At 66.4% G+C, this 15,722-nt stretch carries 12 protein-coding genes; 5 read left to right on the top strand and 7 right to left on the bottom strand.

The features are described 5' to 3' along the window. Positions 1 to 294 precede the first annotated feature (294 nt). The gene (locus ACFS27_RS14025) at positions 295 to 756 is read left to right on the top strand and encodes a hypothetical protein (RefSeq protein ID WP_377183979.1); all 462 of its coding nucleotides are present in this window, start codon (positions 295 to 297) and stop codon (positions 754 to 756) included. A 542-nt stretch (positions 757 to 1,298) separates the two neighbouring features. Here the strand turns inward: ACFS27_RS14025 and ACFS27_RS14030 are convergent. Beyond that, positions 1,299 to 3,215, bottom strand: coding sequence for an AAA family ATPase (locus tag ACFS27_RS14030; RefSeq protein ID WP_377183981.1), 1,917 nt, complete (start codon positions 3,213 to 3,215; stop codon positions 1,299 to 1,301). A gap of 430 nt (positions 3,216 to 3,645) precedes the next feature. Here ACFS27_RS14030 and ACFS27_RS14035 point away from each other — a divergent pair, with 430 nt between their 5' ends. Next, on the top strand, positions 3,646 to 4,485 hold the full coding sequence (locus ACFS27_RS14035) for a hypothetical protein (protein ID WP_377183983.1): 840 nt from the start codon (positions 3,646 to 3,648) through the stop codon (positions 4,483 to 4,485). 93 nt (positions 4,486 to 4,578) lie between these two features. On the opposite strand, the gene ACFS27_RS14040 is transcribed toward ACFS27_RS14035, so the two are convergent. From ACFS27_RS14040 to ACFS27_RS14050, 3 genes are all read right to left on the bottom strand, one after another. Further along, on the bottom strand, positions 4,579 to 6,183 hold the full coding sequence (locus tag ACFS27_RS14040; protein ID WP_377183986.1) for a recombinase family protein: 1,605 nt from the start codon (positions 6,181 to 6,183) through the stop codon (positions 4,579 to 4,581). Between the two features lie 168 nt (positions 6,184 to 6,351). Next, entirely contained in the window at positions 6,352 to 6,516 is a 165-nt protein-coding gene (locus ACFS27_RS14045) for a hypothetical protein (protein ID WP_377183989.1), read from the bottom strand. Positions 6,517 to 6,809: 293 nt separating this feature from the next. Beyond that, entirely contained in the window at positions 6,810 to 7,514 is a 705-nt protein-coding gene (locus ACFS27_RS14050; RefSeq protein ID WP_377183992.1) for a class I SAM-dependent methyltransferase, read from the bottom strand. A 620-nt stretch (positions 7,515 to 8,134) separates the two neighbouring features. Between ACFS27_RS14050 and ACFS27_RS14055 the strand changes: the two genes are divergently transcribed. Continuing rightward, a complete protein-coding gene (locus ACFS27_RS14055; protein WP_377183994.1) occupies positions 8,135 to 9,400 on the top strand; it encodes an AAA family ATPase in 1,266 nt (421 codons plus the stop codon). A 7-nt stretch (positions 9,401 to 9,407) separates the two neighbouring features. Continuing rightward, positions 9,408 to 10,046: an RloB family protein gene (locus ACFS27_RS14060; RefSeq protein WP_377183997.1), complete on the top strand. Its 639-nt coding sequence runs from the start codon at positions 9,408 to 9,410 to the stop codon at positions 10,044 to 10,046. Between the two features lie 150 nt (positions 10,047 to 10,196). On the opposite strand, the gene ACFS27_RS14065 is transcribed toward ACFS27_RS14060, so the two are convergent. The 3 genes from ACFS27_RS14065 to ACFS27_RS14075 all read right to left on the bottom strand — a co-directional run bounded on the left by ACFS27_RS14065 (position 10,197) and on the right by ACFS27_RS14075 (position 14,757). Further along, positions 10,197 to 10,772, bottom strand: coding sequence for an alpha/beta fold hydrolase (locus tag ACFS27_RS14065; RefSeq protein ID WP_377183999.1), 576 nt, complete (start codon positions 10,770 to 10,772; stop codon positions 10,197 to 10,199). A 299-nt stretch (positions 10,773 to 11,071) separates the two neighbouring features. Further along, positions 11,072 to 11,896: an alpha/beta fold hydrolase gene (locus tag ACFS27_RS14070; protein ID WP_377184001.1), complete on the bottom strand. Its 825-nt coding sequence runs from the start codon at positions 11,894 to 11,896 to the stop codon at positions 11,072 to 11,074. A 98-nt stretch (positions 11,897 to 11,994) separates the two neighbouring features. After that, entirely contained in the window at positions 11,995 to 14,757 is a 2,763-nt protein-coding gene (locus ACFS27_RS14075) for a helix-turn-helix transcriptional regulator (protein WP_377184004.1), read from the bottom strand. A gap of 110 nt (positions 14,758 to 14,867) precedes the next feature. On the opposite strand from ACFS27_RS14075, the gene ACFS27_RS14080 reads away from it, so the two are divergent. Then, entirely contained in the window at positions 14,868 to 15,710 is an 843-nt protein-coding gene (locus tag ACFS27_RS14080) for an alpha/beta fold hydrolase (RefSeq protein ID WP_377184006.1), read from the top strand. Positions 15,711 to 15,722 lie beyond the last annotated feature (12 nt).

Below are 15,722 nucleotides of genomic sequence, written 5' to 3' on the forward strand. Positions count from 1 at the left end.
CCTGAAGCGTCGGGCAACGAACAAATCGAGTTTGATGGGTGGCGATAGCGCGCTGCGGGAGTTGCCGACTACGGTCGTCACCATGGCTAGGTACGAAGCGTGTACAGCGCTCGGAGGTGGTGGTCGACTAGGTGCCGGGCGTGCGGACCTCGACGACATAGGCGATCCTCGCGAGATGACGGATGGATCCTCGCGCGCGAATGAGCGGGACTATGAGCGCAGCACGCCGCGCGGTTCAAGGTGGATGCACGAGACGGGTAACGCAGGTTGCTGCAGGGTCGGGCAGTAGACCCCATGGCGACCATTTTCGCGGAAGGGTTTGAGACCAAAGAGATCGTCTACGTCGTCCTCGGCGGCGTGATCCCGGCAGCTGTCCTTGCGGTGTTCAGGTGGATCATCAAACCCCTGGCGGCCGCCTGGCGTACGGGCCTTGCAGGTTCCAAGTCACAACTCAAGGCGGACGCTGCGGACGACGCTGAGGAACGCCTTGTCGTCCTACGCGACCAAGTGCGGGACGTCGCAGAGGAGCAGGGCCTGAGGGAGCCTGACCATGCGACCGGTCACAACCCGACGATCGTCACCTATACCGACGGCCACGTGACCACATACTTCTCCGACCACGCCGCCTATAGACGGGCAATGACAAATCGGACGACGGATCCACGGCGATCCTTCGTCGGCGCGCCACCGCAGCCTGTCTCCGAGTGGGACGAAGAAACCCTTCAGGACTGGCTAGCCGAGCACACCACGCAATAAGCGGTTCACCAATAGATGAGACCTGGCCAGAGATCTGTATCGACCCGAAGGAAGCATGATGAGGTGGAACCCCACGCACCTGCCCGAGATGCGCTAGGACCTCGCTTACGGCGCTCTCGTCGCGATGCTCGTCGGTGCGTGGACTCTCATGCAAGCAATCGACGGCCGCCAGCACACGCCGGGTACAGCCGGGCAGAAAGGCCGCAAGGCGTCGGGCAGGCACCAACCCGGGTGTGACTGTGGTCGACCTGCGTCGTATGAAGCACGTCGACACAACTCTCGGCGCCGGCGGGCGCACGTACCGTCACCGGTGGATCGTGCGCGGCCACTGGCGCCAGCAACCCCACGGACCTCGTCAGACACTGCGCCGGCCGACGTGGGTTCCGTCCTACACCAAAGGTCCTGAGGGAGCCCCATTCAAGACGAGCGAATACGTACACGTCTGGCACCGATAGTGGCAACGGCGAAGCAGGGTGACAGATCGTCTGTCCACCGCACCAACGCGACGATCCCGGGTTAGCTTCCGAACATGCATCGACACATCATGCATGGGTGACGTTGATCTTGCGTGCCAGCGCTTCGAAGTTGTTCAGCGTGGTCTGTGAGAGCTTCTCGACCTTCGTCGGGTCACGGAGCAGCACCTCGGCCGGGCGCCAGTGGTCGAACTTGCCGTCTAGCGCCTCAAGCCGCAGGAGTAGGCGGTCGGGATGATCTGGCAAGTCTCCGACCTTGTGCTTCTTTGCGAACGCGGCGTTGTACAACGAGAGGTAGTCACCAACGCCGAACAGGTCCTCGATGTCGCTGTGCTTTTGGTCCAGGACCGCACCTACGAACACGACTCGTCCACCGTCGATCTTGTTTGCCTTGATCGCGGCCTCGACCTTGCCGCCGCCTTCGGTGCCCGAGTCGAGCAGAACAGTGACGGACACCTTGCGCCCGAGGAGCGAGACGAACGCGGGAACGTTCGAGGCACCTCCCGCGGGGAGGATGCGCCACCGGTCGTCAAGCCCCTCGCGACCCTGGTCACGGAGGTATCGGCTGATCACGTCGAAGTAGGCGAGGTCCGAGGGGCCCTCGACGAGCAGGTTCCGTTCCCCGATGAAGAGGTTCTGCGAGAGGTCGTAGCCGAGAGCAGCCTGTAACGGAAAGGCGCTGTCCTCACCGACCTCCAGTGCGTCCGACGAAGTGACAGAACCAATGTCCTCGCCGCGGTCCTCCACGACCCGCACCCGCTCGATCTGCTCGACCATGAACGGCGAGTGCGTTGTATAGATCACTTGCCCTATTGGTGCGAGGCGGTCGTTGATGAAGCGCAGAAAATCCCGCTGAGCCTTCGCGTGGAGAGTGAGCGCGGGCTCGTCGAGCAGGATCACAACGTCGTCCTCTCGTTCCTCGAACTCGCTGAACGCCGCGAGGAAGGAGAAGAACCACTGGTAGCCCGACGAGCGGAGTGCGAAGTTGTTTGTGAAGTCGTGCTTACGGTCCTCGACGCGGAAGTTGAGGTAACGCGCCACGATCGTCTGACCCTGCGGCTGCGGCACAGTCTCCGCCTCGATCTCCACCCTGATCCTGAGTTCAGGGTTGGTGCTCCAGTATTCGGCCATCTCGCGTGAGAGATCGCTGGAGACGGCCTCGAGCTCGGCGGTGCGCGACTCGAATTCGGCGTCGGTCACCGAGTCGATGTCGGTCTCGGCCAAGCGCAGGAGCGCACGGGCAGTCTGCTTGGGTGACGCTCCGGGTTCCTCGTCCTCCTGCGTACGCAGCGTGGCGACATCGACACGGCCCTCAAGGTTCTGATACCCCGCGAACCGGAAGAACTGAGGCATCCGAGCCGCGACGACTTCCCTCGCGATCATGTTCAGATCGTCGTTGCGTCCAACGAGCGACTTGATCCTCTCCAGCGCGGCAGCATTGGCGACGGGGCTGTCGTCCTCCGGATCGTCCAGCTCAGCTTCGTCAGATACGGCGGCGGCCGGGACGGGGGCAAGGGCTTCCCTGAGCTCGGTGACGGTGGCATGCGTCCTCAGAAGCTTGTCCAGATCCGGGTGGCCTTCGAGGACGTTGCGCATGAAGCGGTCGATGTCGATGTCGATGTCGACCCAGAGCGCGTCGTCGTATTGGCGGCCGACAGTCACCGTCTTTGGCGCAGCGACACCTGTGCCCAGCGCGTCACTGAGCGCAGCCAGATCATCCTGGTCCAGGTCGAACGTCGCCTCGATCGGCGAGACCTCCGAGAGGTTTTCGCTCCGGCCGTCGCGCTTCCAACGCCACCGCGGGTAGTCGTCCCGCTCGACGAACGTGTCTCCGTAGACCGGGTTCAGCCGATAGAGAGCGTCGAGCATCGCTGACTTGCCCGACTCGTTCATCCCGACGAGTGTCGTCACGTCACCTTCGACCGACACTTCTGTCGAGTCGAGCACGTTCCTGTACCGGCGAACCCGGAACGACGTCAGCCTCATTGAGCATCCTCCCCGAACGGTGGGCACTGCGAGGCGAGCGTACCGGGAGCCACCGACACGGCCGGGTAGGTCCCGTCGTGAGCCCTGATGTCCTCCGCCACTCAACTTGTCTCCGCCTGGCTCTCTGACCTGCAGTGGGACAACTTGAGTGGCGGACACGCCTGCCGGAACCGGTCGGTGAAGTTGTCGCCGCCGCGCCTTTGGATCTGATGGCCGCATCGCTCTGACCTGCGCCGATGACAAGTTAAGTGACCGAGAACCGCGTACGGACAAGTTAGGTGGCGGACGGGCCAACTTACCTGGCGGAGGACAGCGGAGGACACCTGAGAATTCACCTCGTTGGGGAGGGCGGGCATGGCGGGCTGGGTTCCTGGTAAGGGCTCTTATCGGGGCATGAAGACACCTGTGCGTCGCGTGACACGCTGGAGGGATGAGCAGCACCGCACCCGACCTCTGGCTCGACTGGTGCGCGGTCACCGGGACCCCGATCGACCGCCGCGACCAGACGACACTCGACCAGTTCGTCCGGCAGGCCAGCCCTTCTCGTGCCTTGCTCGACGCGCTGCTGCCCGTGGCCGAAGACCTCGCGGCGCCTGCGTGGCCGGCCGCTCTTCGAGGCGACGCGACCTCCCTCGAACGGCTCGTGCGACACGGGACTGCGCGAATCGCCGACCCGAATAGCCACTGGGTGGCGCGACTCAGGCTGCGCCGGCTGCTGTTCGCCGCCGTCCTGCTCGCACCGACCGGCCACGGAGGACTGGGACTCACGCGGACCCGTGCGCTCGGCCTCACGCCACGGGCGCTGCAGGACCTGCGACCTCGGATCCGCAGGACAGAAGATGAAGCCTCATGCCCGGCGTGCGCCGTGTGGTCGTGGCTCGACGTGATCGGCACGAACAGCAGCTGGACACACAGGGCCGTCCGGGCGCTGGGCCACCGCCGCGACGACCCAGACGACCAGACCCACCGGCATCAGCGCGACGACCCGAGCCCCGGCTGGCTCGACTGGCCCGACCACCCGGGCCTCCTGCCGGCGACCGACCAGTGGGGTTACGTCGACCGGTACGCCTCGATGCACTCGTCGTCCCTCTCGGTCGTCGTCCGGACGATGACCACGATGATCGACGCACCCACCGTCCTGGACCACCCGGTCGACCCCGGGTCGAAGAAGCCAGTGCGGCGGATCACGCCGGAAGAGGAAGCCGCGATCCTCGCGCGAGCCGACGAGCTCAACACCCGGATCGCGAGGATCCTCTCGGAGTACCAATAGGATCGTGGCCATGGGATTCGACTGGGAGAGCATCTTCGACAGGAGCGGCCCGGGCGTCGCTGTCGCCTATGACGACGCCGTGTCCGACGTCATCTACGAACGTCGGTCGGCATCGGAGATCGACGCAGACGAGGGTGCGCCCATGGCGCCGACCTGGCTTTCCGAGGTCTGATACGGATCGTCAGCCCAGAGGCCGATCACTTCCAGACGGCCCACGAGCCCAGCCTTCTGCTCACCCGCGCGGTGCACGTAGATCCGCTTCACCACCGACCGCAGAGCCTCATTCATCATGTTCACGTCGGCATCGGGCCAAATCGCGACAAGCCCTTCGAAGGCCTCGATCGACGGGACCTTCGCAACTGAGTTCTCGCTCCGTAGGAACTGTGCCCTCGCCGTGAGTCCCTCGATCTGAGCCGTGATCTCGTCGCGCTTGTCCCGGAACTCGGCCTTCAAGTCCTCGGCATCGCCATCTGCATCGAGGAACACGTCAAGAAGGCGCTTCCTTCTAGACTTCAACCGCACGACCTCGGAATCAATTGCTTCGGCGTCGGCCAATGCTTGTTCTCTTTGGTGCTGACGCTCAAGCGCGGCGGCGAAGTCATCCTCGCCACGTGCGTTACGTTCCAGCCATTCTAAGACGCTAGCCTCTGCCATGCTCTGCCGGATCGCGACCGGTGAGGGGCAGAGGATTGTTGTCTGATTGCTGTACTTGTCGCGACCGCACTCATAGCCACGATGTCTACTGTTTCTGCCGCTTTTTGTCGACCAATATACACGCAGCTTGCGCTGGCATGATGCGCAGTAGAGGTGCCCAGAGAGTTTAGTGGGGGCGGAAACTTCTCGAGGTGGCGCCTTGCGTGCGCGACGCTCGACGTAAGCGTCCCACGTTTCCGTATCGATCACTGGTTCCTGTGCGCCCGGATAGTAGTTAACGAGACTGGGTTTGTCGGTGTTCGGATTGGCGCCCCGACGGTCGATAACCAATCCGGCACCGAACCCCGAGTCCAGGATTTTGAGCAACGTTCGATAAGTGAAGCGCCCGCCTCGAGTGGTGGTGATGCCGTTTTCGTTTAGGTCTAGTACAAGCTTGCTGACTCCTTTGCCCGCGACAAAGTTTTCGTAACACCTTCGAAGCCAGGGTCCTGTGTGTGGGTCAATCGTGTAGACGAGACTAGGGTGATCATCTCGACCGACGTCATCGTTCTTAATATAGCCGAAACGTGGACCGCCATTGTGGGGCAGCCCTCGTTGACGCCGATAGTCATGGATGTTCTCCCATGTCTCACCGATCTGGTCCGACTGCAGTTGTGCAATTGCGAGCATCTGGGTCAACGAAAAGCGCCCCATCGGGGTTTCGACGTCGTCCAGGTTCTCTGTGGCCGATGCGATAAACCCGCCAGCCTCCTGCAGTTCGTTGACGTTGAGCATGGAGTCGATGAGGTTGCGGCCCCAGCGTGAAACTTTCCATACGACGATTCCGTCGGCCTCGCCGCGTCGCACTCGTTCGATGCTGTGCGAGATCTGCCGCTTGGTCATCTCGCGACCCGTCTTGTCCAGATCGGTAACAGGTTCGCCGACGACTACCAGCCCCTCTCTGCTGGCCCATTTGCGGCAAACGTCCTCCTGCACGTCGTCGGAGATGAGGGTGTCGTGCCGATCACCGATCTTCGAGACTCGGATGTAGAGGAGGACGCGCATGCCGGGCCGCCACTGCTTCCGCCCGCTCGTGCGCCTGGACCGCCTCACGTGTCAACCTCGGCTTGAATCTCTGACTCAGGGACCCGGAATCGGGCCTTGACTAGGCTCAATGGCATGGCCTTCCCCTATGCGACGCTCGCTCCGATGCCCTCACCGGATCGAACAATCTTAGACCACGGCATCAACGTCGAGGAGGAGCCGGCGCCGGTGCGGCTGGCGGAGCGCGGCTGGTAACACCTGTCTGACCAGGGCGGACGCCGAGGCAACGGCCGTACCCGTCAGCTGGGCCACCGTGCAGCCGACCGCGTCGGCGATCAAGATGATCTCGGTCATCTTCGCCGGGCGCTTGTCAGAGAAGTGCGACTCAGTAGGTGCCAGGGCCGGTGACGCTCGCGACGAGCCGGTGCCGGCTCGGCTGGCTGAGCGCGGCTGGTGAGCCAGCGGTTGTCGGAGGGCCCCGCGGACGTCGAGTCCGCGGGGCCCTTCTGCTCTGGGCCAGCAGGCCCACGGGACCGTTGGCTGATTCACGTTCAGCAGGCTCTGCGGAGCGGTAACTCGTCCGATGACGGCTGCCTGCCGCCTGCTGAATCAAGGTCAGGAGTCGGCCTTGCGGCCGAGCCTCTCCGTCACGCGCAGATGCAGAGCTGGACCGTTGCATCGGCGGTGAACGGGCGACCGGACCAGTCGCCGAAGCGCTCGACGAGCTCGATGCCGCCGAGCGAGAGGAGCAGCGGCAGCTCCTGCGGAAAGATGCTCCTGATCTCGAGCGGTGCGACGACGAAGTCGGGCTCGGAGCTGGTCGAGAGGTACCACGTCCCGCGTGTTACCTGCGCGGATGCATCGTAGGTTTCTGCGACGTCGACGCTGACGTCGCCCAGGTCAGGGTCCATGAACGACAACGACTTCCGGGTGCGGCGCACTCCATCGGCTTCGGCAAGCATCTTTGTGCTCGGGTTGAAGACATTGAAGACGAACCGTGCTCCGGGCGCCAGGTGTCGTCGAACCGACCGGAAGCAGCTCACCAGGTCCTCGGCCTCATGCAGATGCAGCAGTGAATTGGCAGCGATGAACACGTAGTCGAAGGTGCGGCCCAGATCGAAGTCCCGCATGTCGCCCTGGATCCACTCCACCGCGACACCGCGCTCGTCCGCCTTGCGCTGAGCCTCGGCCAGCATGTCCGCCGAGAGGTCCAGGCCGACACACCGTTGCCCGCCGGAAGCGATGGGGATCAGCTTGTTCCCGGTGCCGCACCCGAGTTCCAGCACGCGCCCGCCCTTCCGGTTGGCGTCGGCCCGGTAGAAGTCGACTGAAGGCCCGCCGCCCGGGAACATCAGGTCGTACAGCCTCGCGTTCGCGTAGAACGCTTCGCTCTGGTTCGAGGGCTGTCGTCGGCGACTCACGCCGAGAGCCTACTGACCTCCTCTTCAGGGGACCGCTCTTTTTCGCCCTCGGCGGCCGTCCTTCCGTCGACTGCGGCCCGCATCGTGCGGAATCAGCGACTTGAGCGTTGCAGAACAGCGACTTCGTTCCTGCAGAACGGCGACCTGCGGAGTGGGTCGTGGTCGGAAGACGCCGGGAAGCCCTCGTTCCCCGGCGTCCGCCCTGTCACCACGCCTCCAGCGTGGTCGGACGCAAGCGGCCAGGTCGGGGCGACCGGTTCGTCTGGGCACAGCGTCCACGTTGCTCGACGACGAGTCGCTCCGTGCAGTCGCGGCATCGGACGGTCAGGTAGTCCAGCGGCAGCACGACCAAGTGTCATGCGGCAAAGCAGCCAGCAACACGGTGGCAGAACGACGGCCGGTACGTCGCCGACATGATCAACGTGGAGGAGGTCCCTGGACCAGTGGAGGCTGCCTCCAGCGGGCTCATCTAGTGCATGCAGATTGCCTCTTGAGTATGTGATTGGCGAAATCCGCTTCGAGCTTGTGTCAGATCAGCTAGCATCAAGGGCATGCTAGCGCGCTTCGAGGTCAGCAACTTCCGCTCGATCGCCGATCCGGTCGAGATCTCGCTCGTCGCAATCGACATCGAACGGGAAGCCGCCCGTGGGGTGTCGAGCCTCGGTGAGCACCTGCTCACCCGTGCCGCTGTCTATGGATCGAATGCGTCCGGGAAGTCCAACGTCCTGGCGGCGTTGGTCTGGCTGGTCGATGCAGTCCAGAACTCCCTGAGAGCCTGGGACGACGAGATCCCCCTTGAACCGTTCGCCTTCGACCATCGAAAGGACGAGCCGACGGAGTTCACGGTCGACTTCGTCGTTGACGGCGTCCGGTTCGAGTACTTGCTCGAGGCCAAACGTGACGGCGTCGTGCGTGAGGAGCTGCACCACTACCCCGAGGGGCGCGCGCGCCGGGTCTTCGAGCGGACCGGCGACGACGTCACCTTCCACCGGAGCCTGGGCAGCGGCGGCCCATTCGTAGAGCTGCTCACGCCGACTACGCTCCTGCTCTCGCTGGCGCGCCGATTCGACTTGCCGGACGCCGCACGATTCGCCAATGTCTTCGTCCGGACGCAGGCGTTTGGCAAGCTCCCCAGTAGGAGCAACATCAGCAGCCCGATGAGCAACGTGCCGACCACGAAGATCTTCGACGATCCGACCAATCGCGACGATCAGCCGTCACTGTTCGGTGACGACCTGCCAGATCGCCGCACGCAGGCCCTCGACCTTCTTCGGCTCGCAGACCTTGGTATCGCAGACGTCGTAGTGGAGGAGAAAGAGATCCTGATGGGCCGGGAGCGGCGCGCTGGAGTCAGGCGCCGGCCCGTTCTGCTGCACGAGACGGCTCAAGGAGCCATGCCGCTTGACCTGTCACAGGAATCCGAAGGCACCAGGACGTGGTTCGCCCTCATCGCGCCCGTCCTCGAAGCTTTGAACACCGGAGCACCAGTCGTCTTCGACGAGCTCGATGCGAGCCTGCATCCGGTCCTGTCGGCCGAGCTGATCAAGATCTTCCACGACCAGCGCACCAACCCTCGCGGTGCCCAACTGATCTTCTCCACTCATGACACGAGCCTGCTGACCCACCTCAATCGCGACGAGGTCTGGCTGACTCAGAAGCGTCCCGACGGCTCGACCGAACTCGGAGCCCTCGCGGACTTCGCCGGCGAGCGTGTCCGCAAGTCGGCGAATCTGGAGTCTGCATACCTGCATGGCCGGTACGGAGCGATCCCTGAGATCGACCCGACCCGGTTGCGCTCGCTCGGGCTTTCGGGCTGAGCCGGCGATGGGGCGAAAGCAGTCGCTGTCGCGCGCCAGCGCAAGGAAGCAGCCACGCCGCGTCTTGGTCGTGTGGACCGAAGGCGAGATTACTGAACCGGCATACGTCAATGCCCTCAAGAAGTTGGAGCACGTGCGCGCGAACACTGCTCTCTCCATCAGGATCGCGCCTTCGCACACCGTGCCCTACCCGCTTGTCGACGGAGCGATCGAGCAGGCGCGTGACGGTGATGTCGACGAGATCTGGTGCCTCATGGACGTCGAGGCGCCTCGACCGCATCCCCGGCTGTCCGAGACAGTCGCGTTGGCCGCACCGCACTCTAAGGTCCACCTTGCGTTCTCGAACCCGTGCTTCGAAGCCTGGTTGCTGCTCCACGACCGCGACCTCGGTGCTTTCCTCACCACCGCCGACGCAGTGAGGGCCGCACAGGCGTTGGACGGAGTCAACGGCAAGCATGTCGACGCGGGACAGTTCGTTGCGCGACGCGCCGACGCGTCCATGCGAGCGCAGAAACTGAGGCGGCGGCGCGAGAAGGATGGCGCCGTATTTCCCGATGACAACCCGTCGAGTGACGTGGACCTGTTCCTCGCAGCCGTCGAAGCGCCTCCTGACAATGTGCGCGTAGAGACTCGACCTGAGAGGTAGCTGGCGAGCCGTGTCAATCGTGGAACTCGGCATCAACGTCGAGGAGGAGCCGGCGCCGGTGCGGCTGGCTGAGCGCTAGACCGTCGGAGGGCCCCGCGGACATCGTGTCTGCGGGGCCCCTCCGTTTCCCGGGAGGTGGACCGATGCCGGTCAGACGGCCGTGTCGCTGGCCTTGGTGTGCGCCAGGGCCCAGGTGAGGGCGTGGTCCGCCACGGCTTCCCAGCCGGGTGCGGCGCAGGTCCAGTGGTCGCGGCCCTCGAACTCGTAGTACTCGGTGATCGCGGGCGACTTGTCGTAGTGCTTGGCGTTGGACTTGTTGACCGAGGTGGGCATGATGTGGTCCTCGCTGCCGCCGATGAACAGCAGCGGGGCCCGGTCGGCGGCGTAGTCCACCCAGGTCTCCTGCGGTCCGGGCTTGAAGTTCGCGAAGAGGCCGTACTCCCACACCCAGTGGCCCGGCGCGGCGATGGCGTACCGCTCCCAGACCCGTCGGGACTCCTCGGCCGAGAGGGTGTTGGTGAACGCGTAGTGGAACTCGTCCGGCGTGAACCCGACTGCGCGGTGCCGGTTGGCGGGGTTCTTCAGGGCGGGAAACAGGGACCTCGCCTGTGACAGCGGGTTGACCCGCACGCCCTCTGTCGGTGCGGAGTCGACCACGACGGCAGCGGCACCCAGGCCCCGGGCGAGCAGGAGCTGCGTGAGGGTGCCACCGAACGAGTGCCCCATGATGATCGGTGGGCTGTCCAGTGCCTCGATGACGCCGGCGAGGTGGTCGACGGTCTCGGGACGGTCAGGTCAGCGATGATCTCGGGCTTGTCCCGCAGGGCCTCGACCTCGATCTCGAACCCCGGATAGCCCGGGGCCAGGACCTTGAGGCCCTTGGCCTCGTAGTGGGAGATCCAGCCCTCCCAGCTGCGCGGGGTCATCCACAGGCCGTGGACCAGGACGACGGTGTCAGGCTGTGCTGCGTTCATGCTGATGCTCCTTGTGTGAAGAGTCCGGCGTGGTGATGGGTCCGGCGCCGGTCAGGCGTCGATGAACGCCAGCAGGTCGGCGTGGAGGCGGTCACGTTCGGTGTCGGGCAGGGCGTGGCTGCTGCCTTCGTAGACGGTCAGGGTGGCTCCGTCGATGAGCGCGGCAGATCGCTTGCCGCCGACGTCGAACGGCACGATCTGGTCGTCGTCGCCGTGGATGACCAGGGTCGGGACGTCGATCTTTGCCAGGTCGGGCCGGAAGTCGGTCGCGGAGAAAGCGGCGATGCACTCGTAGGCGCCGCGGTGTCCGGAGGCGAGGCTCTGCAGCCAGAACGCGTCGCGGAACCCCTGGTCGACGTCCTGGCGCCGGTTGTGGCCGAAGAACGGGCCGTCGGCGAGATCCCGGTACAGCTGGGACCGGTCCGCCTTCTCACCCGCCCGGATCCCGTCGAACACCCCGATCGGCAGCCCGCCCGGGTTGTCCTCGGTCTGCAGCATCAGGGGCGGGACTGCTGAGACCAGGACGAGCCTGGCCACGCGAGCTGTCCCGTGGCGGCCGACGTAGCGAGTGATCTCGCCGCCGCCCGTGGAGTGGCCGACCAGCGTCAGGTCACGCAGGTCGAGCGCGTCGATCAGGCACGCGAGGTCGTCGGCGTAGGTGTCCATCTCGTTGCCTTGCCAGGTCTGGCTGGAGCGGCCGTGGCCGCGCCGGTCGTGCGCGATGGCCCGGTGGCCGTGCTCGGCGAGAAACAGCGCCGCAGCCTCCCAGGCGTCGGAGTTGAGCGGCCAGCCGTGGCTGAGCAGGACGGGTGTGCCGTCGGTTCCCCAGTCCTTGTAGAAGATCTGGGCACCGTCGTCGGTGGTGATGTAAGGCATGGTGGGCCTCCCCGGTTCTCGGTCGAGTTCTGGCACTTCGACCTTGCCGCCGGGCCCACCAGGATCGGACCACGTGAACCTCGTAGTCCGCCATTCTCTTACGGCGTCGTGGTGCCTTCGTCGTCCGACGCCGGCGTAAGGCGGTCGGCCAGCTGGCGCCGGGACGACACACCCAGCTTCTGAAAGACCTTGCGCAGGTGGTAGTCGACCGTGTTCGGACTGATGAACAGGTTCGCGGCGATCTCGGAGTTCGTGCGGCCGGACGCGGCGAGCTGCGCGATCGTGTGCTCCTGTGTGGTCAGGTCGAACTGCCGTGGCACGCTGTCGTTGTCATCGGTGCCGGCAAGGGGCGCCAACTCGGCGGTCGCGCGTGCGACGAACAGGTCGGCGCCGCTGTGCCGGAAGTGCCGCAGGGCGAGCCGGAGTTGCTCGCCGGCCTCGCGACGGCGTCGGGCCCGCCGCAGCCATTCCCCGTAGACGAGGTGGGACCTGGCCAGGTCCATCTCGGCTCCGGTCTTGCCCAGCGCGTCGATGGAGGCTCTGTAGTGGGGCTCGGCACCGGCCGCGCCCCGCGTGCCGACGAGAGCCAGCGCGCGCTCGGCGAGCCCGTCGCACCAGGGCGAGCCGTTCGCGTCGGCCAGCTGCTTGAGCAGCGTCGCGACCGGTTCGGCATCGCCGTGGTGCCCGCTGCGCATAGCAGCCTCGACATAGTCGGGGTAATAGGTGGGCGTGGTGTGCAGGAAAGCGTCAGTGACGAGCGGGGTCAGCTGCTCGTATGCCTCCTGGTACTTCCCGGCCGCGAGGTGGCGCACCGCGACCGATGCGCGCGCGGACGAGCTGACACCGCCGAACCCGGTCTCGTCCGCACCGTCAGCGATCGCCGCCACCACCTCGAGCGGTGACCCGGTCCAGGCCATGACGGCAGCGTTGATGACGTTCTCCGCGTCGTAGCCCATGGCGCGGCGCACCTCGCGGACCAGCTCGTCGAACGTGACGGCGCGGCGCAGGGTGCCGCCCCAGAGCTCGGACAGCGCCATGACCCAGAGCAGGGTGTCGACGAGCTGCAGGGCTCCGGCATCGCGGGCCGCGCCTGCCGCGCGGGTCAGGGCGGCCGTGCGGCCGTCGTTGTCCCAGAGGAACGCTCCCAGGGCCGCCGTCACCGAAGCCATCTGCATCATCTCGTGGTCGGGTTGCGCGAGGATCGTGTCCAGAGCTGCGCGGGCGGGCGGGACTGCGAGCGGGTACGGCTCGAGCATCAGCGCACCGAGACCATGGAGGATGACCGACAGCGGACCGTCGGCCACGCCCGCGCCTGCGAGCAGCCGTCGTCCGAGCGCGTCGTGGGTCGTGCCAAGGACCATGCGTTCCGCGTTGCACATCCTGTCGAACGCTGTGAGCAGCGCCCTCTGCTCCCGGGCGGCGTCGTGCCCGTGGAACTCGTCGGCTGCCCGCAGGCTCGCTGCGGTGGCCCCGCGCACACCGGCAGCGTCACCCGCGAAGATGCCCAGCGCGCTGCGTACGGAGACGGCACGGCCTCGGGTGACGGCGTCGACCGTGGCGGGGTCGATCTCATCGACGAGCCGGTGGGCGACGTGGATCGCCCCGGCCGCCAGAGCCGCCTCTGCCGCACTGATCTGGCGCGCATCGCGCACCGGTCCGGGCGGGCTGAGCTCGGCCGCGCGGGTCAGGATGGTCGCCTGCGAGGCCAGGCCACCACGCCGAGCCGCCAGGTCCGCGGAGTGCGCCAGCCGGTCGGCGACCTCCGGGTCGGTCCCAAGGACCGCACGGGCGGCATGCCAGGCCTCGGTCTGCACCAGCCCGAGCTGCTCGGCAGCACGTGCGAGAGCGCCGTGCATGCGGCGTCGCTCGGCGCCTGGTGCGGCGTTGTAGACCGCGGACCGTACCAGCGGGTGCCGGAACCGTACGACCGGTTCCAGCTCCACCAGGCCGGCGATCTCCGCCCGGTCGCCGCCGTCGGGGCTGAGCCCCAGGACCGCCGCCGCCACGGTCAGGAGATCGACGTTTCCCGTCGAGTCTGCGGCAGCCAGCAGCATCCAGGGCTGAACCCCGGGGTCGGTCTGCCGCACCCGGCGAACGTAGTGCGCCTCGAGATGTTGACCGACCGGCACCGGAGCGCCGTCCAGTCCCAGGTCGGGCAGCTCGTGCACGAGCGCATCGCCCGCCAGGTCGATCAGCGCGAGCGGGTTGCCACCGGTCGCTCGTGCGATGGCCGCTGCCGCCGATGGGGCGAACGGCTTCGTCGCCGAGCGGTTCAGCAGTCGCACCGATGCATCGACGTCGAGGCCGGTCAGAGCGAGCTGTGGCACGCCACCGATCCGATCCGCGAAGCCCTCCTCGTCGCGGGCCGCGAACACGACCGCGACGTGCTCGACCGCGAGCCGGCGTGCCACGAACGCGAGGGCGTCCAGGCTCTCGGAGTCGATCAGGTGCGCGTCGTCGATCAAGCACGCCACCGGCTGCTCGGTGCCCGCCGCGGCCAGCAGGCCGAGCATGCCCAGGCCGACAAGGAAACGGTCCGGTACGGGTCCGTCGACCGCGCCGGACGCGACCTGGACTGCCTGTCGCTGCCGCTCCGGAAGCACGGCGTGGTGCCCCTGCAGCATGGTCACGAGTCGCTGCACCGCGGCGAACGGCATCGCCGACTCCGACTCGTACCCGTCCAGCCTGAGCACGCCAAGGCCTGCTTGCCGCGCCGTCTCGGTCAGGAGGTAGCTCTTGCCGATACCCGGCTCTCCCAAGATCAGCAGGGAGCCGCCGCGTGCGTTGCGTGCTGCGCCCAGGAGCGCGGCCAGCCGGTGCTGCTCTTCGTCACGGCCCAGGAGCGCGCCGGCTTTTTCCATGTGCTCCACGGTAGGTCCGGCGGTGTGGGACTACGCGGTTCACGTGGTCCAGTTCACCCGGCCGGCTGCGGATGATCTTTTGTGTACGCACCCCGACAGGAGGCCCCCTGATGACCAGAAGACGCATCACCCGCCCCACCGCACTGATCGCCGCGCTCGCCACGGCACTGCTCGCCTTCTCACCCGTTGCAGGCTCTACCTCGCCCGCCAGCACGCACGGCGGCCAGAGCGGTTACCCGGGCGCTGGCCCGAAGCCCACCATCGTGCTCGTGCACGGCGCGTTCGCCGACTCCAGCGGCTGGGAAGCCGTCGCCGACCGGCTGACCGACCGCGGCTACCCCGTCCTGGCGTTCTCCAACCCGCTGCGCGGCCCCGTGTCCGACGGCGAGTACCTCCGCCAGTTCATCGACACCATCCCGGGCCCGATCGTCCTCGTCGGGCACTCCTACGGCGGCGCGGTCATCACCAACGCGGCAACCGGAGACTCCGACGTCAAGGCACTCGTCTACGTCGCCGCCTACGCACCCGCCAAAGGCGAGAGCGTGGCCGCCGCCAACCAGCTCGGGGGCGGCCACACGGTCGTCACCGACCACCTCGTGACCCGCCCGTACCCCGGCGCGTCCGCCAACGACGCTGATGCCTACATCGACCCGGCCTGGTTCCACCGGCTCTTCGCCCAGGACCTGCCCCGCGACCAGGCCCGCTTCATGGCCGCCAGCCAGCGCCCCGGCGCCCTCGGTGCGCTGCTCATCCCGTCCGGCGCACCGGCCTGGACCGAGATCCCAAGCTGGTCCATTGTCGCCAACCAGGACCGGATCATCCCGCCCGAAGCCGAACGCGCGATGGCCGAACGAGCCGGAGCCACCACGGTCCGGGTCAACAGCTCACACGTCGTCATGATGACCCAGCCCGGCACCGTCACCAGGGTCATCCTCGACGCCGCCCGCAACTGACGGCTCATCTCC

Source organism: Promicromonospora vindobonensis, assembly GCF_042685865.1.
Taxonomy (GTDB): Bacteria; Actinomycetota; Actinomycetes; order Actinomycetales; family Cellulomonadaceae; genus Promicromonospora; species Promicromonospora vindobonensis.